21 protein-coding genes, 1 tRNA gene and 1 pseudogene are annotated in these 19,273 nt (G+C 67.1%); 10 read left to right on the plus strand and 13 right to left on the minus strand.

What is annotated here, in order from left to right:
- The first annotated feature begins 26 nt into the window (after positions 1-26).
- The 5 genes from ACJX2R_RS27990 to ACJX2R_RS28010 all read left to right on the plus strand — a co-directional run bounded on the left by ACJX2R_RS27990 (position 27) and on the right by ACJX2R_RS28010 (position 4,857).
- A complete protein-coding gene (locus tag ACJX2R_RS27990) occupies positions 27-1,139 on the plus strand; it encodes a PucR family transcriptional regulator (protein ID WP_413102408.1) in 1,113 nt (370 codons plus the stop codon).
- Positions 1,140-1,280: 141 nt separating this feature from the next.
- Positions 1,281-1,715: a hypothetical protein gene (locus ACJX2R_RS27995; protein ID WP_413102409.1), complete on the plus strand. Its 435-nt coding sequence runs from the start codon at positions 1,281-1,283 to the stop codon at positions 1,713-1,715.
- A 377-nt stretch (positions 1,716-2,092) separates the two neighbouring features.
- Positions 2,093-3,307 (plus strand): hypothetical protein, encoded by a 1,215-nt coding sequence (locus tag ACJX2R_RS28000; RefSeq protein WP_413102410.1) that lies wholly within the window; start codon positions 2,093-2,095, stop codon positions 3,305-3,307.
- Positions 3,304-3,891 (plus strand): hemerythrin domain-containing protein, encoded by a 588-nt coding sequence (locus ACJX2R_RS28005; RefSeq protein ID WP_413102411.1) that lies wholly within the window; start codon positions 3,304-3,306, stop codon positions 3,889-3,891. The genes ACJX2R_RS28000 and ACJX2R_RS28005 overlap by 4 nt, the downstream gene beginning before the upstream one ends.
- A gap of 57 nt (positions 3,892-3,948) precedes the next feature.
- Positions 3,949-4,857, plus strand: a complete 909-nt coding sequence (locus tag ACJX2R_RS28010) for an antibiotic biosynthesis monooxygenase (RefSeq protein WP_413102412.1) — start codon at positions 3,949-3,951, stop codon at positions 4,855-4,857.
- On the opposite strand, the gene ACJX2R_RS28015 is transcribed toward ACJX2R_RS28010, so the two are convergent.
- From ACJX2R_RS28015 to ACJX2R_RS28025, 3 genes are all read right to left on the minus strand, one after another.
- On the minus strand, positions 4,745-6,016 hold the full coding sequence (locus tag ACJX2R_RS28015; protein WP_413102413.1) for a multidrug effflux MFS transporter: 1,272 nt from the start codon (positions 6,014-6,016) through the stop codon (positions 4,745-4,747). The genes ACJX2R_RS28010 and ACJX2R_RS28015 overlap by 113 nt on opposite strands.
- A 50-nt stretch (positions 6,017-6,066) precedes the next feature.
- Positions 6,067-6,594, minus strand: coding sequence for a MarR family winged helix-turn-helix transcriptional regulator (locus tag ACJX2R_RS28020; RefSeq protein ID WP_413102414.1), 528 nt, complete (start codon positions 6,592-6,594; stop codon positions 6,067-6,069).
- Between the two features lie 88 nt (positions 6,595-6,682).
- Positions 6,683-8,116: an MFS transporter gene (locus tag ACJX2R_RS28025; protein ID WP_413102415.1), complete on the minus strand. Its 1,434-nt coding sequence runs from the start codon at positions 8,114-8,116 to the stop codon at positions 6,683-6,685.
- 74 nt (positions 8,117-8,190) lie between these two features.
- Between ACJX2R_RS28025 and ACJX2R_RS28030 the strand changes: the two genes are divergently transcribed.
- The gene (locus tag ACJX2R_RS28030) at positions 8,191-8,805 is read left to right on the plus strand and encodes a TetR/AcrR family transcriptional regulator (RefSeq protein WP_413102416.1); all 615 of its coding nucleotides are present in this window, start codon (positions 8,191-8,193) and stop codon (positions 8,803-8,805) included.
- A 44-nt stretch (positions 8,806-8,849) separates the two neighbouring features.
- Here ACJX2R_RS28030 and ACJX2R_RS28035 read toward each other — a convergent pair whose 3' ends face one another.
- On the minus strand, positions 8,850-9,005 hold the full coding sequence (locus tag ACJX2R_RS28035; protein WP_413102417.1) for a hypothetical protein: 156 nt from the start codon (positions 9,003-9,005) through the stop codon (positions 8,850-8,852).
- Positions 9,006-9,088: 83 nt separating this feature from the next.
- Here ACJX2R_RS28035 and ACJX2R_RS28040 point away from each other — a divergent pair, with 83 nt between their 5' ends.
- On the plus strand, positions 9,089-9,304 hold the full coding sequence (locus ACJX2R_RS28040; protein WP_413102418.1) for a hypothetical protein: 216 nt from the start codon (positions 9,089-9,091) through the stop codon (positions 9,302-9,304).
- 97 nt (positions 9,305-9,401) lie between these two features.
- Here the strand turns inward: ACJX2R_RS28040 and ACJX2R_RS28045 are convergent, their stop codons facing one another.
- Both ACJX2R_RS28045 and ACJX2R_RS28050 read right to left on the minus strand, forming a co-directional pair.
- Positions 9,402-10,058, minus strand: coding sequence for a hypothetical protein (locus ACJX2R_RS28045; RefSeq protein ID WP_413102419.1), 657 nt, complete (start codon positions 10,056-10,058; stop codon positions 9,402-9,404).
- Positions 10,059-10,234: 176 nt separating this feature from the next.
- Positions 10,235-11,092, minus strand: a complete 858-nt coding sequence (locus ACJX2R_RS28050; RefSeq protein WP_413102420.1) for a LysR family transcriptional regulator — start codon at positions 11,090-11,092, stop codon at positions 10,235-10,237.
- 70 nt (positions 11,093-11,162) lie between these two features.
- On the opposite strand from ACJX2R_RS28050, the gene ACJX2R_RS28055 reads away from it, so the two are divergent.
- Entirely contained in the window at positions 11,163-11,894 is a 732-nt protein-coding gene (locus ACJX2R_RS28055) for an SDR family oxidoreductase (RefSeq protein WP_413102421.1), read from the plus strand.
- A gap of 151 nt (positions 11,895-12,045) precedes the next feature.
- Here ACJX2R_RS28055 and ACJX2R_RS28060 read toward each other — a convergent pair whose 3' ends face one another.
- From ACJX2R_RS28060 to ACJX2R_RS28085, 6 genes are all read right to left on the minus strand, one after another.
- Positions 12,046-12,558, minus strand: a complete 513-nt coding sequence (locus tag ACJX2R_RS28060) for a transposase (RefSeq protein WP_413102422.1) — start codon at positions 12,556-12,558, stop codon at positions 12,046-12,048.
- Positions 12,477-12,881, minus strand: a complete 405-nt coding sequence (locus ACJX2R_RS28065; RefSeq protein ID WP_413102423.1) for a hypothetical protein — start codon at positions 12,879-12,881, stop codon at positions 12,477-12,479. Before ACJX2R_RS28065 ends, ACJX2R_RS28060 begins: the two co-directional genes overlap by 82 nt.
- The gene (locus ACJX2R_RS28070) at positions 12,859-13,137 is read right to left on the minus strand and encodes a hypothetical protein (RefSeq protein ID WP_413102424.1); all 279 of its coding nucleotides are present in this window, start codon (positions 13,135-13,137) and stop codon (positions 12,859-12,861) included. Before ACJX2R_RS28070 ends, ACJX2R_RS28065 begins: the two co-directional genes overlap by 23 nt.
- A 426-nt stretch (positions 13,138-13,563) precedes the next feature.
- Positions 13,564-13,827: a hypothetical protein gene (locus tag ACJX2R_RS28075; protein ID WP_413102425.1), complete on the minus strand. Its 264-nt coding sequence runs from the start codon at positions 13,825-13,827 to the stop codon at positions 13,564-13,566.
- Entirely contained in the window at positions 13,824-14,177 is a 354-nt protein-coding gene (locus ACJX2R_RS28080; RefSeq protein WP_413102426.1) for a DUF6247 family protein, read from the minus strand. Before ACJX2R_RS28080 ends, ACJX2R_RS28075 begins: the two co-directional genes overlap by 4 nt.
- Positions 14,178-14,667: 490 nt before the next feature.
- Positions 14,668-16,878 (minus strand): tetratricopeptide repeat protein, encoded by a 2,211-nt coding sequence (locus tag ACJX2R_RS28085; protein WP_413102427.1) that lies wholly within the window; start codon positions 16,876-16,878, stop codon positions 14,668-14,670.
- Between the two features lie 598 nt (positions 16,879-17,476).
- Between ACJX2R_RS28085 and ACJX2R_RS28090 the strand changes: the two are divergent.
- Positions 17,477-17,974 (plus strand): annotated as a pseudogene (locus tag ACJX2R_RS28090) (tyrosine-type recombinase/integrase); the annotation flags it as partial.
- A gap of 51 nt (positions 17,975-18,025) precedes the next feature.
- On the opposite strand, the gene ACJX2R_RS28095 reads toward ACJX2R_RS28090, so the two are convergent.
- Positions 18,026-18,099 (minus strand) — tRNA-Gly (locus ACJX2R_RS28095).
- Between the two features lie 598 nt (positions 18,100-18,697).
- On the opposite strand from ACJX2R_RS28095, the gene dcd reads away from it, so the two are divergent.
- Entirely contained in the window at positions 18,698-19,273 is a 576-nt protein-coding gene (gene dcd / locus ACJX2R_RS28100; RefSeq protein ID WP_037954192.1) for a dCTP deaminase, read from the plus strand.

A 19,273-nucleotide genomic window follows, 5' to 3' on the forward strand; every position in this document is an offset into this window, starting at 1 on the left:
ATCGACGATCACAGGGAGCGGACCGAATGAGACAGCCTCGGATACCTGAGGACTTCCTCGGCGGGTACGAGCGGATGCTCACCGACGTCGCCGAGACCGGCCGGCTGCTGCGCCGCCCCGAGCTGGACGAACTGCGCGATCTGGGGGAGCGGGCGGCCGAGGCGGGACACGGTCTCCGGCAACTGATCGCGCTGTACCTGGGTGAGACCCGCAGGCTGTGGGGCTCGCTGCCCGGCACCGTCCGGCCACCCGACGCGTCGGCGGCGGCCCGCACCGCCGACGCGCTGCTCGGCGCGGTGGACACCGCCGTGGCCGCTCTCGGCGAGGGGCACGAGCGGGCTCAGCGCCTGGCGGTGCGGCAGGAGGAGGCGGCACGAAGGGAGTTCGTGGACGACCTGTTGTACGGGCGCAGTGACGTGGGACGGCTGGCCGAGCGGGCGGAGCGGTTCGGGCTGCGGCTGGCGCGGAGCCACGCGGTGGCGGTCGCGGAGGGAGAAGAGCCGTACGACGACGTGCATCCGGTCGTACGGCGGGTCGAGCGGGAGCTGATCGCCCGGTTCGGGGAGCACGACGTGCTGCTGTCCACGAAGGGCGGGCGGCTGGTCTGTATCGCGGCCGGCGGTGAACGTGAGCGCGCGATCCTGGACGCCTTCGTGAGCTGGGTGCACGATCCCGGCAGCGGGTACGCGGGAGCGCGGCGGGTGGCCGTCGGCCGTGAGCACTCGGGCGCCGGCGGCGTGGTGAGCAGTTACGAGGAGGCTCTGGGCGCCCTGGAGCTCGCCGATCGTCTGGAGCTGCCCGGTCCTGTTCTGCGCTCCGCCGAGCTGCTGGTCTTTCCGGTGCTCCTCCGCGACCGGGCGGCCATGGCCGACTTGGTGCGTACGGTGCTCGGCCCGCTCACGCGGACCCGGGGCGGGGCCGGGCCGCTCCTGGAGACGCTCACCGCGTGCGCGGCGGCGGGGTACGTCAACGCCGAGGCGGCCAGGCGGCTGAACATCGGGGTCCGCACGCTCTCCTACCGGCTGGAGCGCATCAAGGCCCTGACGGGTTACGACCCGGGCGACGCGTTGCAGCGCTTCACCTTGGAGACGGCCGCCATGGGGGCGCGGCTGCTCGGCTGGCCGGGGATCCCGTTGTAGGCGCGCCGCTCCGCCGTCCGGTTCCGGTGTCACCAAGCCATCAGGAACGCGTAAAGATTGCCGGGATCCGGCAATGCGCGGCTCGTTGTCCCGGTGTCACGATGTGCCCGGCACCGAGACGGGGGAAGCGGGGGAAGCGCTGTGGCTGAGTTCCCGCGGGGCGCGCCGGAGCGTCCGGCGATCCCGCCCGGCCTGACGCTCCTCGTCGCGGCCGGGCATCGGCTGGCGGTGCGGATCGGCGGGGCCGGCGGCCGGGCTCACGGGGGAGACGGAGTCCGCGTCGGCACCGTCGGCACTGTCGGTACCGTCGGCACACGGCGCACCGCCGTGGTCGTGATCGGAATCGCGCTGGCCTGGTTCGTGGCGCTCGCCGGGGACGCGCTGACGGATCGGCACTGGCTGCGTATCGCCGTGCTGCCGGCCGTGGCGGGAGCGGGCTGGGCGGGTGTCAGGCTGCAACGACGGCTGAACCATCGCCTCCCGCCCGCTGAGCACGTACGGAAACGGAGCCTCGGACCGTCCGAGAGTCATCCGCGCCCCGCGGGCGGGCGCCGAGCTGGCCGACGTGGTCCTTGAGAACGGACCGGCAGCCGCCGTCGAGGTGCGGACCCACGGCACCGGGCTGGTCCGTGACAGCCGGGCGTTCGGTGTCGATCGCGTCGTGTCCGTGATGTGACGCACAACCACCCCCGGACCACGCCCCGGGTGGATCGCCGAAAGACTGGCCGCGCTCCGTTCCCGCGAAGGACGCGGAGAAAGCCAGGTGTGGCGCGCGGTGCGTAGCCGTTCGTCCGCTCGTGTGTGTCACTCGAACAGCCGTAGGCCCCAGATATGCGCGTGCGGTGCCGTGGCCCCCGGGTTACAGCTGGAGGGAAGCCGCAATCACGACACGTGCCGTGTCCCGCTTGGGGTACCTGGGCGGCGCACCGAACCCACGGGAGCTGGGAGTCGTCATGTCGTTCAACCCCTTGGAACAGCGGGGCATTCCGCTGGACCGGCAGATCCGCAACTGGCGTGAGCTGGACGTCGCCCCCATCGACCCGGACCACTGCGATCCGTACACGCGGTGCCGCATCATCACGATGAACGGGATCGAGGTCGAGGCGATCCTGTTCAGTCACCAGCTCGCCCGGCACTGCCCGGACATGGAGGTCAAGCGGCAGCTGGCGCGGACCCGTTACATCGAGGCGCAGCAGCAGAAGGCGGTCAACTGGCTGCTGCCCGGCGTGTCGTCCGTCCTGGAGACGACGATCGCCTACGAGCAGGTGGCGGTGGACCTCACGGCGTGGGTCGCCCGCATGGAGCCCGATCCGTACCTGACGCAGGCGTACCAGTTCGGTGTGCTGGAGGACTTCGACCACCTCTACCGGTACGCGAACCTGTACGAGGTGATCGAGCACCGCAAGGCGGAGAAGATCGTCGACGGGCTCACCGAGGTCATGCCCGGCCGCCCCACACCGATGCACCACCGCGACCCGGTGGACAACGTGCGCGAGCCGTACGACCGCGCCACCGTCGACCCGCTGTCGAGGCTGCACGCGCTGACCATCATGTCGGCCGAGCAGCAGACCATGAACTTCTACATGAACGTCGGCCCCACCTACATGGAGCCGATCGCCCGCCGGCTCTACCAGGAGATCGGGCTCATCGAGGAGGAGCACGTCACCCACTACGAGTCGCTGGTCGACCCGGGTGAGACGTGGTGGGAGCAGCTGGTCAACCACGAGTACAACGAGTGCTACCTGTACCACTCCTTCATGGAGCAGGAGAGCGACCCGAAGGTGAAGGCCATCTGGGAGCTGCACCTGAACATGGAGCTGGAGCACCTGCACATCGCCTGCGACCTGATGCGCCGGCACGACGGTCGGGACCCGGCCGAGATCCTGGCGCCCGAGCTGCCCAACGTGCTCACCTTCGAGCCCAACAAGGGCTACCTGAGGGAGCTGATCGCGGGCCAGCTCGACCTCACCACCCTCGGCACGGGTTACGTCCGCGAGGCCCATGAGCGGTTCGAGGCCATGCAGAACTCCCTGAACGGCGGCGAGCCGGTGCCCAGCGACGAGGTCCTCGTCCAGCACGACCACAAGATGGGCGGCGACTACCGCCTGGAGACCGAGGGCGAGCATCCCGTCGCAGCCCTTCGCTCGTCCAAAGGAGGACAGGCATGAGCAAGTACAGGCCCAGGCCGCAGGACCCCGCGGGCGAGGACGATGTCGTCGCTCTGCTCACGCACCAGCACGGCCAGATCCGCAACCTCTTCGACGAGGTCGAAGCCGCCACCGGCGCGGACCGGCGGGATGCGTTCCATCGCCTGGTGCGCATGCTCGCCATCCACGAAACGGCGGAGGAAGAGGTCGTACACCCCTTCGCCCGCCGCGCCTTCGGCGACGCGAGCGAGGTCGTCGCCGAGCGGCTGGAGGAAGAGCGCCAGGCCAAGGAACAGCTCAAAGCCCTGGAGGACATGGGCCCCGAGGACCCCGCCTTCCTGCCCGCGCTCCGCACCCTGCGCGAGGCCGTCACCCGGCACGCCCGAGCGGAGGAACGCTACGAGTTCGCTGCACTGCGCCGCACCGCCGACCCACAACGACTCGCCCGTATGGCCACCGCGGTCAGGGCCGCGGAAGCCACCGCGCCCACCCACCCCCACCCGGGCGTGGAATCGGGCGCGAAGAACCTCGCCCTGGGCCCCCTGGCCGCCGTGGTGGACCGCACCCGCGACGCCCTCCGCAAGGGCAATCGCGGCGACGGTTGACCTCACTCGCTCACCGGCCCGACCTGCTCGTGGTGTCTTACGGCGCACCCGCTGCGCATGATGCTCAAGACGCCCCCAGGGGCGTACGCGCCGCAGGACGGTACTGCGGCCGATCTCCGCGTGGGCGGTGAGTTCTTCGAGGGGGACGCGGTCGAAGCCGCGTTCGCTGAACAGGTTCAGCGCGGTGTTGACAGTCTTGGACTGAGTCTCATTTTCTTTCTGGTGGGCGGGTGCCCCGCTCGCTTCCGGTCCGTGGGGAGAGCTGTCGTGATCCGCCGTATCGAGACCCCGCCCGAAATCACCCGAACTGACGTCCAGGCTGTGGTGATCACTGTTCGGCACACGGGTGACGACACGAAGCAGCAGGCGACCGCCACTGCGGCGACCACCGCCCGGAGCGAGGCGTTTTGGCCGGGCGGGCTGTTGAGTTGGTCATTGTTCAGCAGCACCGATGGGCGGGCGTTGCTGGCGTACGAGCAGTGGGAAGGTGACGACGCCCTGGATGCGGCTCTGGCATTGCCGGTGCCGTATGTGCCAGGAATCCCCGGTACCGAGTCGTCAGCGCCGGTCCGCTACCGGCTGCACCGTTCCCACCTGGGCAGCACCGGAGAAGTGCCGGTGGGGTGTGTGGTGACTCCGGTATTCGATGTGGACGGGCCGGAGCGTCAACGGCACTTCATCGACGAGGTCTTCGCGATGACCCAGGACGTGGCACCGATGGCGGGTTCGATCGCCGCGCACTTCCACACCAGCACGGACGGCACCCGGGTGTTCAACTACGCGGAGTGGAGTGACGAGCAGGCGCACATCGACGCGGTTACCGCTGACGACCCGCAAGGTGTACGGCGCCGGATCACCGGGGAGATCGATGGGGTGCGGCCGTGCGGTTACCGCCGCTGGCACTTGCACACTTCCCTGGTGCCCACAGGACGGGAGGACGTCCGGCCCGGTGGGTCAGCCTGGTGACAGTGGCAGCGAGGGTGGCCAGAGCGAGGCAGACAGCCATGGCCGCTGCCATCGGCGCTGGGCTTTGGGTGCCGAACAGCCCGACCAGCGGGGAGACGGCGGCGCCGAAGAGGAACTGGCCGCCGCCCAGAAGGGCGGAGGTCGCTCCAGGCGCTGTGCGCCCGCGGCTTTGGGCGATGGTGACCACGGCGGGAAAGAAGACCCCGAACGCGGTGAGGGAGAGTAGAAGGCACAGCCACGTCACGGACAAGCTGCTGCCGACCGTCACCTGGAACAGCAACAGGGCTGCTGGGCCCGCCATCGCCAGCATGGCGCTGGCGACGAGGAGGGTTTCGGCGGATGAGCGTCTGGCCAGCCGTCCGTAGGCCAGGCTCCCGGCCATGTTGCCGACGGCGTTGACGCCGTAGATGAGACTGGTAAGCGTCGGGGCGAGGTGGTAGATGTCCTGGAAGACGAAGGTGGTCCCGGCGATGTAGGCGAAGACCGCTGCCCCGCCGAAGGCCAGCGTCAGCACCGGGGCGATAACGGCGGGCCGGGTGGCAACCTGTCCGATGACGCGGAGGCTGCCGGACAGACCCCCGGTCAGGCGGGCGTGCGGTGGATGGGATTCCGGTATCCACCGCAGTACACCCAGCGTGAGGAGCAGGCCGATGAGGGCGAGGACCGCGAAGACGTAACGCCAGGAAACCACCAGCAGCAGAGCTCCTCCTGCCAGTGGTGCCAGGACCGGGGCCGTGGCGCTGATCGCTCCTAACCGGGAAAAGATCGTGGCGAGTTCATCGTCGTCGAAGAGATCGGTGACGACCGCGCGGGCGATGACGATCCCGGCCGCTCCCGAGAAGCCCTGCCCGACCCGCGCCACATTCAGTACGGCCAGGCTGGGGGCCAGCGCGCACACAACGGAGAAGAGGGCGAACAGCATGGTCCCCGAGACGAGGACCGGACGGCGCCCTACCGCGTCACTGAGCGGGCCCAGGATGAGCTGTCCGGCGATGATGCCCGCCAGGAAGCCGGTCAGGGACATCTGTGCGCCGGAGGCGTCCGCCCTCAATGAATGTGCCAGGTCCGGAAGGCCGGGAACGTACATGTCGGTCGCCAGTGGGCTGGCTGCGCTCAGCCCGGCCAGCACCACCAGCAGCTGTGCCCGTTGCCGGGGCACGACGCGAGGGAGAAACGGCCGGGCCGCCTTCTCAGTTCGGTGAGGAGCGGTCATAGTGGCGGAGCCGCCCCTTCCGCATCCGCGGATCCGGGTGCCGGATTGCCTCGTGCCGTCGTGGAGTACTCCGTTGCGGCCACCTGTTCCAGCAGTCCGGCGGCGATCTGCAACACGCCGCGCTCGGCAGGCGACAGCGTCTGGCGCAGCGCCTCCGCCAGCCACATATTGCCGCCTTGGACATGCTCCCGCAGTGCGCCCTGCCCCGCGTCCGTGATCGCGATGTCCTGGCGGCGTGCGTCCACCGCACTGCGCGAACGGCGGATATGTCCCTGCTCCTCCAGCTCGTTGAGCACGCGGGTCAGGGACTGCACTTGAAGCCCTTCGATGGCGGCCAGTTCGGACGGAGTCAACGCGCCGCTGTGCCGAAGGTTCGCCAGCACCGAAGCAGCCAGCCGCGTCAGGGCCCGGCCGCTCCCCGGCTGCTCGGCCCGGAGCCGGGAAGCCAGTCGGGACACTCCCCACCGCAACGACTCGGCCAACAGCAGATCCGCCTGCGCTTGACTGTCTGTGTCACGATCCATATGTGCAAAGCTAAGGCTTGGTAATCATGGGCATCAAGCCCCATAGCGGCTCTATTTTAAGAAGCAAAAGCTTGCTTTTTAGGTGCCCTCACCGCTTGTCCTGCCCGGGTGGGGAAGGCAGCGCCAAGGCCAGGGCGGCAACGCCCGCGCACACGGCTGCGATGGTCAGGAACACCGCCCGGTAGGAGGTGGGCGCACTCGACGTGGCTGCTGCGACGGTGACCAGGGTGGCCAGGCCGAGGGCGCCGCCGATCTGCCGGGTGGCGTTCATCAGGCCCGAGGCCGCGCCGGCCTCCTGGGCGGGGATGCCGGAGGTGACCGTTGCCGTGATCGGGGTGATCAGCAGGCCCATCCCGGCGGACATGACGACCGCGGGCCCGAGCAGGCCCTCCAAGTAGCCGCTGTCCACCCCGATACGGCTCTGCCACGCGAATCCGGCGGCGGACAGCAGTGCGCTGCCCACGATCAGGGTTCGGGTGCCGGTGTGACGCATGGCGGCCGGTGCCAGGCGGGCGGCGGCGATTCCGGCCAGGGTGTGCGGCAGGAAGCCCACCCCTGTGGCCAGCGCCCCGTAGTGCAACTCGTCCTGCATGTAGAGCGACAGGAAGTACCACATGGGGATGAAGCAGCCCCCGGCCAGCAGCATCACCGCGTTGCCCGCCCAGACCGGGCGCATCCGGACCAGGCTCGGCGGCAGCAGCGGCGCCGTTGCGTACCGGGCTTCCACCACCGCGAACCCGGCCAGCGCGACAACGCCGAGGGCGAGGCCGGTCAGGGCTGTCGGTGCGCGCCAGCCGAGCGTACCGGCCTGGGTGACACCGTGGACGAGGGCGCTCACGCCGAGCGTCGCCAGCGCAGCCCCGGGCAGGTCGAGCTTCCCGGTCTTGCGTCGGGCGCTGTCGGCGGGCAGCAGCCGCGCGGCGGCGAGTACGGCTGCCGCGCCGATGGGGAGGTTGATCAGCAGGATCGATCGCCAGGTGAGGGTGTCGGTGAGGACGCCGCCGATCAGGTTGCCCGCGGCTCCTCCGGCGGAGCTGACCGCGGTCCAGGTGGCCAGGGCCCGGGTGCGGCCCGGCCCCTCGGCGAAGGTGGTGGTCAGGATCGTCAGCGTGGCCGGGGCCAGCACCGCCGCACCCAGCCCCTGCGCGGCCCGCATGGCGATCAGCAACCCCGGTGTGGTGGCCAGTCCGCCTGCCAGGCTGGAGCAGGCGAACAGCACCAGCCCCCACTGGAAGGCCCGGCGGCGGCCGTATAGGTCCGCCAGGCGTCCGCCGAGCAGCAGGAATCCGGCGAAGGCTAGCGCGTAGCCGCCGACGACCCATTGCAGGCCCACGGCGTCGAAACCCAGGGCGGTCTGGATCGAGGGGAGGGCGACGTTCACCACCGAGACGTCCAGCACCACCATGAACTGCGCGGCACACGCCGGCCACAGCACCCCTGATACCTGGCCTCTCGATGTGCCAGTCGGCTGGGTCGTGGTGTCCGGTGTGCCGCTGCCCTGATGCGCTCCGCGGAATTCCATGTCCCTCCCGTCGTCACCCCAGCTTTATCGTACAGCGGTACTATGAAACTGGTTGCGGACGGACGGGAGGCCGAGTGCCGAAGCGGGTCGATCACGCACAGCGACGTGCGCACATCACCGATGCGCTGGTCCACGTGGCCGCGGCCGAGGGGCTGCACGCGGTGACGATGCGCGGAGTCGCGGCGGAGGCGGGTATGTCGCTGAACCTGGTGCAGTACTACTTCGACTCCAAGGCGAAGCTGATGCACGCGGCGTTGGAGCGGCTGGAGCAGCAGAGTCATGAGCGATGGTCGTCCAGGTTGGCGGGCCTGCCGCAGCCGCCGACCGCGCACGCCTTCATCGAGGCTTTTTGCGCCGAGGCGCTGCCCAACGACGAGCCCAGCCGTGCTTTTCACCTGGTATGGACCTCGTACGCGGTGCTGGCGATGACTGATCCGGAACTGGCCGCACAGCCGTTCGTCGAAGGTCCCAATCGCCTGGAGAGGCAGCTCACGGACGTGCTGCGGCAAGCCCAGGCCGATGGTGAGCTGGCCGTTGACCTTGACGTGACGGTTGAGGCTGCGCATCTGCTGGCCATGAGCCACGGTTTGGGCACCAGCGTGCTGGTCGGCCAGCGCACCGCGGAGGCGGCAGAAGCCGTGATGCGCCATCACCTCACCGGGCTGTTCGGCTTGCCCGTCGAGATATGAGAACGAGGGCGGTGTCACCTGTCGGCCGGGCCTGTTGTAGTCGCTCAGATGGCCGTGAGCCGGGTGTTGTGGACAGTGCAGATCCACCACGCACCGTTCTTCTTGGTCAGTACCCAGGTGCCGGCGTTGACGCCGCGCTCCTGCGCCGTGACCCAGAGCTGCCGGGCGGACGCCACGGCGACATCGGCGGCCGGAAACACGATGTCGGGCGGGCATGCTCTGGGCCCAGGGGTGGTCGACCACGCGAACTCCTTGGATCAGCCGCCGCGAGTACGACCAGTACATGAGCGGAGCCACACAGGCGTCAGGCATCACGTTGAAGGAACCGGTGACCTTCGACGAGCCTGTACCGCTTGCAGCCCTGCGGGCTGCTGGCACCTTCCATCCACCCCAGAGCTACCGGTACCTGAAGGCCGACGACTTGCGCCAGGTTACGGCAGCGGCACCTATCGCCGACGCTGCGCTCAGCAAGGTGCTGAGCGACTTGGTGCCCGTCTAGGACTGCGTGCTTCGGCCCCCAAAAAGCCCTATGGCGCTATTCACCCGGAGCGCTCGGGCCCTTTCGGTTGTGGTCCGCCACCGGGCTGCCCTCAGGCTCAGAAGGGGCTGAGGTGCGGTGCGAGTGTGGCCTCCAACCGTCGCACCGCGTCTTCGTGGCCTCGTAGGCGTGGCTTCATGACCCACAGATCCTCGCGAAACGGTTCGAAGCCCAACGATTCCCATGTGCGTTGAACCGCGGCCTTCTCCCGAAGTACCCGAGCCTCGTCGTCGCGTTCGTCAACGGGGATGTCGATGGGGAAAGGGTGGGTTGCCACGATGGCGGCGTCCACTGATGTCCAGCGGAGCATACGAGCAATCAGCAGGCGTCCGACTCCACCGAGGCCGCGCCACGCCGATGCGATCCGGGCTCGGTCGATCCGGGCTCGGTCGATGATGACGACGTGTGTGCCTGTGACCAAGCAGTCGTCCAGATCCGGGTGGAGACCCAGATCCCCTGACGAGTCGAAGAGCCGGGCGAAATGCTCATAGTCGGAGTCGCGTGAGTCCAGCGAATCGTAGATGCGGCCGATGCGCGAAAGTTCCAAGGTAAGGCCGGACATGGAGAAGATGGTCAACTCCGTGCTGTCGTCGTGAGCAGTACGAGACAACGAGACGTCCTGAGCCAGAAGCTGCGAGGCGCTGGATTCGAAACGCAGTTGCAGACGATGGAGGACGGGCAGGAGGGCGGCTCCGGCTGGTGCGGCGGCGGTCATGGACCGTCACGCTAGTGGCTTGGCTCGGATTGTCGACCGCGTAATTGGTTCGCCGTCCGGTGCCCGTCATTCTGCCTCCAGGTGTGATCTCGACGGTGGCCGTGAGGGCGTCCTGGAGTGTTCGCACGCCGGCGAGCATGGGCGAGGGCGCCTCCCACCCCGCGTGTCTCCCCGCTCTACCCGCCGTGGCCCGTCGCCTTGCCCGCCACGGCGGCGGCCGCGCGGACGAAGGCGGCCAGGGCTGGGGAGGTGGCGTGCTCGGGCCAGGCGAGGACGAGCGTGGTGGGCTCGGCGTCATCGACTGGGACAGCGACCAGGTCGTCGCGGAGCTGGTCGCGGATGGAGGAGGGGAGGACGGCGACCATGCGGCGCAAGGCGATGAGGTGGAGAAGCTGCCCAAGGTCGTGGACCTCGGGTCCGTGTGAGCCACCCTCAGATGCGCCCGGCCAGCGCGGCAGGGGCTCCCCGGCGAGGTCGTTCAGGCAGACCCGGGTACGGCCCGCGAGGCGATGCGAACTCGGCATCACGAGAAGTTGAGTCTCGGTCAGGAGGTCCTGGGTGTCCAGGCCGGTGAGGTCGTGGTGGGGGCGGTGAAGCAGGGCGGCGTCGGCACGACCCTCCCGCAGGAGGATCTCACGCTCGCCGAAGCTGCACACCAGCTCGACCGGCAGCGCACCCGGCTCAGCCTGATAGGCGTCGAGGATCGCGGGCAGCAGGCCACCGTCGCCGCCCGGCTTGATGACCAGGACCAGACGCGGGTCGGCGCGGCCGGCCCGCCGGGTGCGGCGCGCCGCGGCCGACGCGGCGTCGAGCACCGTACGGCTCTCGCGGAGCAGGACGGCCCCCGCCTCGGTCAGTGCGACCCGGCGACTGCCACGTTCCAACAGGGCTACGCCCAGCCGTCGTTCGAGCTGCTGAATGGCGCGGGAGAGCGGCGGTTGGGTCATCCCTAGCCGGGCGGCCGCCCGACCGAAGTGCAGTTCTTCGGCGACAGCGGTGAAGTAGACGAGCTCGCGGACCTCCGGTCTTTCCATACCCGCACGGTATCGCTGCGTACCTGGTCGGTGTTGGAACTCCCGGCCGCCCCCGTGGTTGGCTGAACGCATGACAGAGACCACGATTGCCCTGGTCACCGGTGCCAACAAGGGCATCGGGCGCGAGGTCGCAGCCCGGCTCGCCTCGCTCGGCACGAGCGTCCTGCTGGCCTCGCGCGACCCGCACCGCGGTGCGGCAGCCGCAGCCGACCTGGGCCCGCGGGTGTACCCGGTCACCCTGGACGTCACCGACCGCGCCAGCGTCCTATCCGCCGCCCGCTGGATCGAGGAGCGCTTTGGCCGGCTGGACATCCTGGTCAACAACGCCGGCATCTCTGGCGACCTCGCCGCCCAGAGCCCTGGCAGTGTCGAACTGCCCGCTGTACGCGAGGTGTTCGAGACCAACGTGTTCGGCGTGATCAGCGTGACCACCACGATGCTGCCGCTGCTCGCCCGCTCCCCCGCCGCCCGGATCGTCAATGTCAGCAGTGGACTGGGCTCCATCGCCCGGATGACCGATCCCGAGGACTACTTCACAACCCGGCCCCCGTTGGCCGCGTACGTCCCGTCCAAGACCGCACTCAACTCGCTGACCGTGCAGTACGCCAAGGAACTGCGCAGCCGCAACATCCTGGTCAACGCCGCCGATCCGGGGCCGTGTGCGACCGACTTCACCACCGCGTTCCCCGGCCTCACCCGCACCGCGGCCGACGGCGCGGCCGTGGTCGTCCGGCTCGCCACGCTGCCCGATGACGGGCCGACCGGCGGCTTCTTCGACGAGCACGGCCCGGTTCCATGGTGAGCTGCCTGTCAGGGAACCGAGGGACGGCGTGGTGGGGGTCAGCCCGGACGGGATGGGCGAGCCGGAGACCGCGCCGGCGCCCGACGGGCCGCAGCGCCCGGGTTACCCGCCGGACCGCCCCGGCAACAGCCGACGGAAGGGTAGCGGACCGTCAGGCAGCCTTGGCCGGGTACTCGGTCCAGGTGCGGATGGGTGAGTCGGGGGCAAAGCTGGTCTTCGGTTCGGCGCGGGCATCTCGCCAGCGCACGTAGGCGCCGATGGCGGCGTTCTGTTCGCCATGGCTGCGGTGGTCGGTGCCGTTGAGGGCGAAGTAGCGCAGGGCGGCGAACTCGGACTCGATCCAGTTCAGCCACGATCCGTAGGTCGGCAGGAAGACCAGCTCGATGTCGTTCGCCGCGGCCCACGCGCGGACGTTCGGGTGCTTGTGAGGGGAGAAGTTGTCCAGGACGACGTAGAGCTTCTCGCCGGGCCAGCGGATGCGCAGGGACTTGAGTGGGGACAGGAACTCGCACCACCGTTTGCGGGGCCGGATGCGGTAGTACATCTTGCCGGTGGCCAGGTCGAGGACGGCAAGCATGTGCATCACGCCGTCGTAGCGGCTGTAGGTGGCCCGCAGACGACGTGGTGAGCGGTGCGGGCGCCATGCCTTGCCTTTGCGGGGCATGAGGTTGAGCGGCCCGAACTCGTCCACACAGACCACCCGGCCGTCGGTCGGCGGGAGTCGTAGAGCGCCAGGATCCGATGCATCTTGGCGATGAAGTCTGGGTCGTTCGAGGACTTCCAGGTCGTGCTGGTCTGCCAGGAGACCCTGCCCTCGCGCAGTATCCGTCGCAGTGTCTCGCGGCTGACGGCGGGGACCACGTTCTGCTTGACCAGGTGTTCGGCGAGCTTGGTCAGGCTCCTGGTGGAGAACGCGGAGATCTTCCAGTCGGCGGGGGACGTCCGGGCGATCAGGCAGATGTGCTCACGCACCTGGCTGCTGATCATCCTGGAGCGGCCCCCGCTCCATTTTGGGTCCAGCGCCTCGATCAGCATCGGCCTCGCCGAGCTCCTCGCGAGCGATGTCCTTGGCGCGAGCTCCAAGGTTGTCCGACGGCCCGTCGAAGCTTCGCAGGACGCGGAAGCGGCTCGGCGGAGGCGTCTTCACCAGGCGCAGGGCGTGCCGACGCAGCTCCTCGACCTGCTCGGGCTCAAGTCGCCCGATGATGTCGTACAGATCGCTGTAGTCATGGGCGGCAGTCATCGCGGCTCTCCCTCTTGGCCGTCTCTACCGCCACGATAGCCCTCGACCACGGAGTCCGCCGAAGGCTTCACACAGGGCACGCAACGGGCACGGGAGGCGCGGAGTGGAGCAGGCAACAAACAAGCCCCGGGCCGCTGGCCTGGGGCTTCTGTCTGGAGCGGGTGACGGGAATCGAACCCGCGCTCTGAGCTTGGGAATCACGTGTTGATCGGGCTGACTAGGCTGCTGACCAGCGCAAAAGAGGGCTTGCGGCAAGTCACCGGCCTTTCGCAGTTCCCGGCATTGACCGTTGTTGACCGCCGTATCTGGTGCGCTTCTGGTGCGGCGGACGCCACCGTGGCCGAACTGGTCCCAGGTGCGCCTAGCCGGGCTCGCCTCGCGGCAGCCAAGGGCCGATCGTGTGCGGGCTTGCGCCGTAGCGACTGATCAGCCGAGCCACGTGACGCGAGTGATCACGACCAGCTCGAGGCGTTCCAGCGCCATGAACATAAAGAAGCCTCGCCCTCCGAAGATGTCCTGTGTCCGCAAACCTCCGCCGTGCGCATTTCCGCGGCCGACATCGACCGCGTCGCAACCCAGCACCGTCAGCTGCTCAGCCAAGCGCTCTACCTCGGCCACGACTTCGTGGGGCAGGCCGCCTACGACGTGCTCGGCGTCGGGGTCGTAGTCCCAGGTCCAGGTATCGCTCACGAGGAGATCTCGTGGTGGGCCAGCTCGGTGATCTGCCGGATCTCGGAGAGTGCGGAGCGAAGGGTCTCGCGGTCGGTGGCCTCTTCCGCCAGGATCTCCAGCTCGCGCAGGCGTGCGGCGCGGGCCGGGTAGCGCTGGATGGCGACGAACTCGCCCCACCATTGCAAGAAGGTGCGCAGCGGAGTGATGGTGCTCTGGGTGGCGGCTTGTTCGACCGCGCGGTCGAGGTGCTCGACGAAAGATGGCAGCTGGGCGGGGGCGATCTGGGCGACCGCTGCACGGAGTGCTGCCGGAGTGAGTGCCGGCATGGGGATCAGGGGCCCGTCGGGGGCAGAAGGCTGTTCGGTCATCGACGTCTCCTGGGCGGCGGTCTACGAGATCATCATGCGCCTGGCCGTTGGTGCGATCGCTGGGCTGAGCCTACGCCCGCGCCTCGTCCACCACACAACACCCGCCGCGTCTCGATCGCTTTGGCCCAAGGCTGATCGCGTTGTGCTGGATCTTGGTGCGGTATCGCGGGTTGAGGGAGAGGCTAGGCACCACGCAACAAAGAAGCCCCGGGCCGTTGGCCTGGGGCTTTGTGGTGGAGCGGGTGACGGGAATCGAACCCGCTCTGAGCTTGGGTATCACGAGGCATGGAGAGCCAAACCTGCTCTCACCTGCTGGAACGGGCCTACGTGGGGGTTCGGGGGTTCGTCGAAGACTCTGATTGACCGTGGATCACCGCCCGATCGGGCACGCTTGTCCACGTCACGAGGCACCGATCTTGCATGGTCAGCTGGCCATCGCCGCTTTTCTCATGGGCTTATGCATGTTAGTGACAGATATCCAGTGCACGGCTTATTCTTCTTCAAGAATTGCAGACTTCAGCAACAGAAGCGCCGCCTCCGAGTCCCCGGATTCAGCGGCTCGATAGAGCCATCGCCGTGCCCGATCAGGGCGCCCCTCCTCGATGAAAACCATACCCAGGTTTCTGGCAGCTTCGACGTCCCCGGCTTCGGCGGCACGGTAGTACCATTGCTTGGATTCCGACAGGTGCCCTGTTTTGGCGAATATTGCACCGAGGTTATATGCGGCGTCAGGGTAATCGGCTTCTGCTGCTATCTTCAAATAGGGAACGGCTTGATCGAGCTTATCTAGTGTAGGGAGTAGTTCCCCTAGTGCGTTAGCCGCATCGGTGTCGCCCATATCTGCGGCTTTGCGTAGCCATTCCTCTGCTTCAGCGGGTCGTTCATTCACGGCCAGGAAGAGACCGAGTCGCCGGATGCTGTCCAGGCACCCAGCGTGAGCGCCACGGCGATACCAGCTCTCAGCATCGTCCGATCGCCCGGAACGCTCGAGAAGCATACCCAGGTTATACGCTGCGGCTGAATAACCTTCAACGAAGGACTTGCTGTACCATTCCTCAGCCTCCGATGTCCGGCCGCAGCGGGAGAATCGGCAGCCTAGATTGAACGCCGCCCAGGCCGATCCTTTCTCGGCGGCGAAGCGAAACCAGTGTTCTGATTCGTCGTCATGGTTGGAATTTGAAAAATGAACGCCTAGATTGAATGCCGCATGGTGGTCCCCAGCTTCTGCCGCGACGCGATACCATCGCAGTGCCTCGTCAAATCTTCCCGCATTATTCAGAAGATTCCCAAGGTTGCATGCGGCCTTGCTGTTGCCCGCTTCTGCGGCCCGGCGATACCATTCCTCAGCTTCGTCGTTTCGCCCTTCCTTCGACAGGTCAAGCCCTAGGTGAAATTGAGCTCGCGCAAAACCTCGCTCTGCAGCCTGGCGATTCCACTGCTGAGATTCTTCTTTGTTCCCTTCCTGCTCAAAAAGTACACCAAGATTAAATGAGGCGGCAGCGTCTCCCGATTCTGCTGCATTACGGAAAACTTCTTTTGCCTCGACAACGCGATCTGTCTCTACGTACAACACGCCTAGGTTGTACGCCGCCATAGGTGCACTGTCTGCGATCAGTGACTTGAAGGCGCGCTCAGCGACAGCATGTGACTCGATCGTTGCCGACTCTGCTGCATTTATTGCGACGCTCATCAGTGCGACTTTATCTTTGACGTTACTTAGAGCATAAGGCCATATGAAGTCGGGAATGGTGGCGTGCGGCGCCGCATTGTCGACCTGATCGATAATGTAATCAAATACGTGCACGGTGTTTTCTGGTGCGGGGATAAGAAGGCTAGTCACGCCTAGCCGAACTTGCGTTGCCCACTGCATTGCGTCCTCGACGCTCTCAGGTCGTACAGCCGGGCCACCCAATGCGCTTAGATAGTGCTCATGCAGTTCGAGCAGTAATCGCTGCTCATACGGAGATGGTAACCCTGTGCGGGCCAAGTCGACGGCAGCAGCCACGAGCGCGAATCCTCGCGGATGTCCGTCGATGCCGGCCGATCTTTGCCATTCTGACCAAAGAGCTGGACCGGCGGCCAGGTACTCGGCTACACCATAGGGGCCATGATGCGCTACAGCCTCAGAGATCCGTGAGTCGCCGTGGGCTCGCGCACGTTGCAGTTCAGACTCACTCCACGTTCTTGACAGAAGTATGGGCTCGGCGCGACTGAGGATTCGGGCCCCAACGCGCACTGTCATCCGTGTGTGGATATCTAGGTGTTGAGCGGGTTCTGGCTGGATGCGCGAACTAAAGATCTCGAATTGCCGTGTGCGCATTGTGGCAAGAATCGGCACACCCAAGCGTTCAAATTCCGATAATGTTTCCTCGTCTAATGCTCCGGGGCTGAGAAATGCTTCGAGGTCGTCTAGCCATACCAGGCAGCGGACTTTAGCGTGCGTGATTGTTTCGATTGCCAATGGTAAGTGGCTGCCGGAGCTTGGTGCTAAGACACGATGCTCTGGGAATATGGTGACCATCGCCTCGAAAGCCGCTCGAGATTTGCCTGCTGTGGAATCGCCAATGATCAGGACAAGCCCGCCATTGTTAGCGGCAATTGTTAGCCGGGCGCGTAGTTGTTCGTCGATGTCGCGCGCGATGTAGGGCGGCACGCTACTGCCATCGTCACCCGGCCGGGCGCGATGCGCTCCAGCAGCCAAGGCGTTCCATGTGCTCGCAGTGGGCCATCGCTCGGCATTACTTAGGTAGGGAGGGGTCGGCTGCCCATCAGTCACTAACGTGACGGGCCCGTTGATCTGACCAGCCTGTACTACTGGTCCGGAGTGTGATCCGCCACGGATCTGGTTGGTGATGTCTAGCTCAGACATCAGCTGGCCGGTTGTGTAACGCGCCTCCACCCCGAAGCTGCTTCCCCGCAGCCTCATCCGGGAACGGCAAGCGCGTCTCCACTGCAACCTTCAACCCAGGGCCCCCTCGTCCACGCTCAGGGATCTGTTTTGACTCAAGTTTGCCTTATAAGAGTCTACTTGCGACCTCTTCCCCGAAAGGTCGGCGGAGCGGGTTTGGGCGGTGGCCTGCCCGACGCGGGACCCGGACCGGGGAGGTGCCTAAAGCCGTGGAGCCGACCGCCCCAGCCACGATGTACCCCATTCTCTGACATCAGGCGGCTGCCTGCTGTGAGCGCGGTACGGACACCGGCCGGGCTGGAGCGGGGCGGAGACAGGAGCGCAGGCCCGGCCGGGGGCCGGGCCGCGCGCGGTGAGCGGAGCGAGCCGCCTCGAAACGGTCGGTGTGTGGGTGCGCCGTGCGGCTCCCGAGCTGACAACCGGCCGGCGGGTGGTGGGCGATACGAAGTCCGAGGCGGGGAAGCGGTTCATCGTGTTGCCCGGCTTCATGCGGAAGGACCTGGAGCGGCATGTGAAGTGGTTCGCCGAGAAGGAGCCGAACGGGCTGCTCTTTGTTGGCGAGAAGGGCGCCCCGTTCCGGCGGTCGACGTTCGGGTGGAAGTGGCGGAAGGCTCGGACCAAGGTCGGGCTCCCGGAGAACTTCCGTTTCTACGATCTTCGTCACACCGGGCACACCCTCTCGACTCAGTCCGGCGCGACGCTCAAGGACACCATGGTGCGCGCCGGGCAGTCGTCCACGCGGGCCGCGCTCATCTATCAGCACTCGCCTCTGGAGCGACAGAAGGAGGTGGCGGCCGGGATCGACGCTCTGGTGCGTGCCGACCGGCAGAAGGGCGCTGAGCAGGGCGGCGCCAAGCCTTCTGGTGCGGATCTGGTGCAGGACGCCTAGAGAGGTCTAGACAACAAACAAGCCCCGGGCTGCTGGCCTGGGGCTTTGTGCTGGAGCGGGTGACGGGAATCGAACCCGCGCTCTGAGCTTGGGAAGCTCATGTTCTACCATTAAACTACACCCGCGAGAGGCGCCTGATCTCGGCGCCGCATCGTCGGACACTTTACCCCATGGCTGACCCCCGGCGCATTCGTCGTGGGGTCTTCGTGCTGTTCGGGGTCCGGTCGGGGTCGAGACGGGGCCGAGGCGGGGGGTGAGGTGGGGTGGGTTCGGGGGTGTTTTGAGGGGGGCTTGGGGTGGTTTTGGGGTGGATTTTCGGGGGTGTCCATGGGGTGGAAGCGGCTGTTGGGGTGCGGGAGTTGGGCGTACGGTGGGGGTGCGGAGTGCCGCGTGGAGTGGTGGGTGGTTGATCCCCTAATGTGGCTTTTGTCGTCCACGCCGTCCACGTTCTTGGGGAAGGGACTCAATGGAGCGCACCGTCGTCCGTTGTGCTGAAGGGCATGTGTTCAGCACCTCCTCGTTCCCGATGCAGCACCTCACCGTCGATCGCATCGGCCCCGGCCGGTTGCTGCGGTGTCCGCGTTGCGCTCGGCTTCGGCACGCGGTGCCGGTGGGAGCCGATAAGCGGTGAGCGGTAGCTGATGAAGTCGCAGGGTGCGGGCCCGGTCCGGTGGGACCGGGCCTGTGCCGTGGGGGTACCTGTGATGTGCGTATCCTCTTCAGGTGCTTCTCTCAGACAAGGACATCCGGGCCGAGATCGACGCCGGGCGGGTGCGGATTGATCCGTACGATCCGGCGATGGTGCAGCCGTCGAGTATCGATGTAAGGCTGGACCGGTTCTTCCGGGTGTTCGAGAACCACCGCTATCCGCATATCGACCCGGCGGTGGAGCAGCCCGATCTGACGCGGCTGGTGGAGCCTGAGGGTGAGGACGCGTTCATCCTGCATCCGGGGGAGTTCGTGCTCGCCTCGACGTACGAGGTCGTGACGTTGCCGGATGACATCGCATCGAGGCTCGAGGGGAAGTCGAGCCTCGGGCGGCTGGGGCTGCTGACGCACTCCACGGCGGGGTTCATCGACCCGGGGTTCTCCGGGCATGTCACGCTCGAGCTGTCGAATGTCGCGACGTTGCCGATCAAGCTCTGGCCGGGGATGAAGATCGGGCAGCTGTGCATGTTCCGGCTGACGTCGCCCGCGGAGCATCCTTACGGTTCCGCCCGTTACGGCTCCCGCTATCAGGGGCAGCGCGGGCCGACGCCCTCGCGGTCGTTCCAGAGCTTCCACCGGACGAAGGTGTGA

The organism is Streptomyces sp. Inha503 (genome assembly GCF_047215865.1).
GTDB classification, from domain to species: Bacteria; Actinomycetota; Actinomycetes; order Streptomycetales; family Streptomycetaceae; genus Streptomyces; species Streptomyces lycopersici.

What these genes read in the sequence shown, in the direction of transcription:
- ACJX2R_RS28065 (WP_413102423.1), bottom strand. Translation starts at nt 12,881, where the DNA reads ATGATCAGCAGCCAGGTGCGTGAGCACATCTGCCTGATCGCCCGGACG.
- ACJX2R_RS28055 (WP_413102421.1), top strand. Translation starts at nt 11,163, where the DNA reads ATGACAGAGACCACGATTGCCCTGGTCACCGGTGCCAACAAGGGCATC.
- ACJX2R_RS28050 (WP_413102420.1), bottom strand. Translation starts at nt 11,092, where the DNA reads ATGGAAAGACCGGAGGTCCGCGAGCTCGTCTACTTCACCGCTGTCGCC.
- ACJX2R_RS28005 (WP_413102411.1), top strand. Translation starts at nt 3,304, where the DNA reads ATGAGCAAGTACAGGCCCAGGCCGCAGGACCCCGCGGGCGAGGACGAT.
- ACJX2R_RS27990 (WP_413102408.1), top strand. Translation starts at nt 27, where the DNA reads ATGAGACAGCCTCGGATACCTGAGGACTTCCTCGGCGGGTACGAGCGG.
- ACJX2R_RS28025 (WP_413102415.1), bottom strand. Translation starts at nt 8,116, where the DNA reads ATGGAATTCCGCGGAGCGCATCAGGGCAGCGGCACACCGGACACCACG.
- ACJX2R_RS28010 (WP_413102412.1), top strand. Translation starts at nt 3,949, where the DNA reads ATGATGCTCAAGACGCCCCCAGGGGCGTACGCGCCGCAGGACGGTACT.
- ACJX2R_RS28060 (WP_413102422.1), bottom strand. Translation starts at nt 12,558, where the DNA reads ATGCCCCGCAAAGGCAAGGCATGGCGCCCGCACCGCTCACCACGTCGT.
- ACJX2R_RS28070 (WP_413102424.1), bottom strand. Translation starts at nt 13,137, where the DNA reads ATGACTGCCGCCCATGACTACAGCGATCTGTACGACATCATCGGGCGA.
- ACJX2R_RS28045 (WP_413102419.1), bottom strand. Translation starts at nt 10,058, where the DNA reads ATGACCGCCGCCGCACCAGCCGGAGCCGCCCTCCTGCCCGTCCTCCAT.
- ACJX2R_RS28080 (WP_413102426.1), bottom strand. Translation starts at nt 14,177, where the DNA reads ATGACCGAACAGCCTTCTGCCCCCGACGGGCCCCTGATCCCCATGCCG.
- ACJX2R_RS28040 (WP_413102418.1), top strand. Translation starts at nt 9,089, where the DNA reads ATGAGCGGAGCCACACAGGCGTCAGGCATCACGTTGAAGGAACCGGTG.
- ACJX2R_RS28000 (WP_413102410.1), top strand. Translation starts at nt 2,093, where the DNA reads ATGTCGTTCAACCCCTTGGAACAGCGGGGCATTCCGCTGGACCGGCAG.
- ACJX2R_RS28020 (WP_413102414.1), bottom strand. Translation starts at nt 6,594, where the DNA reads ATGGATCGTGACACAGACAGTCAAGCGCAGGCGGATCTGCTGTTGGCC.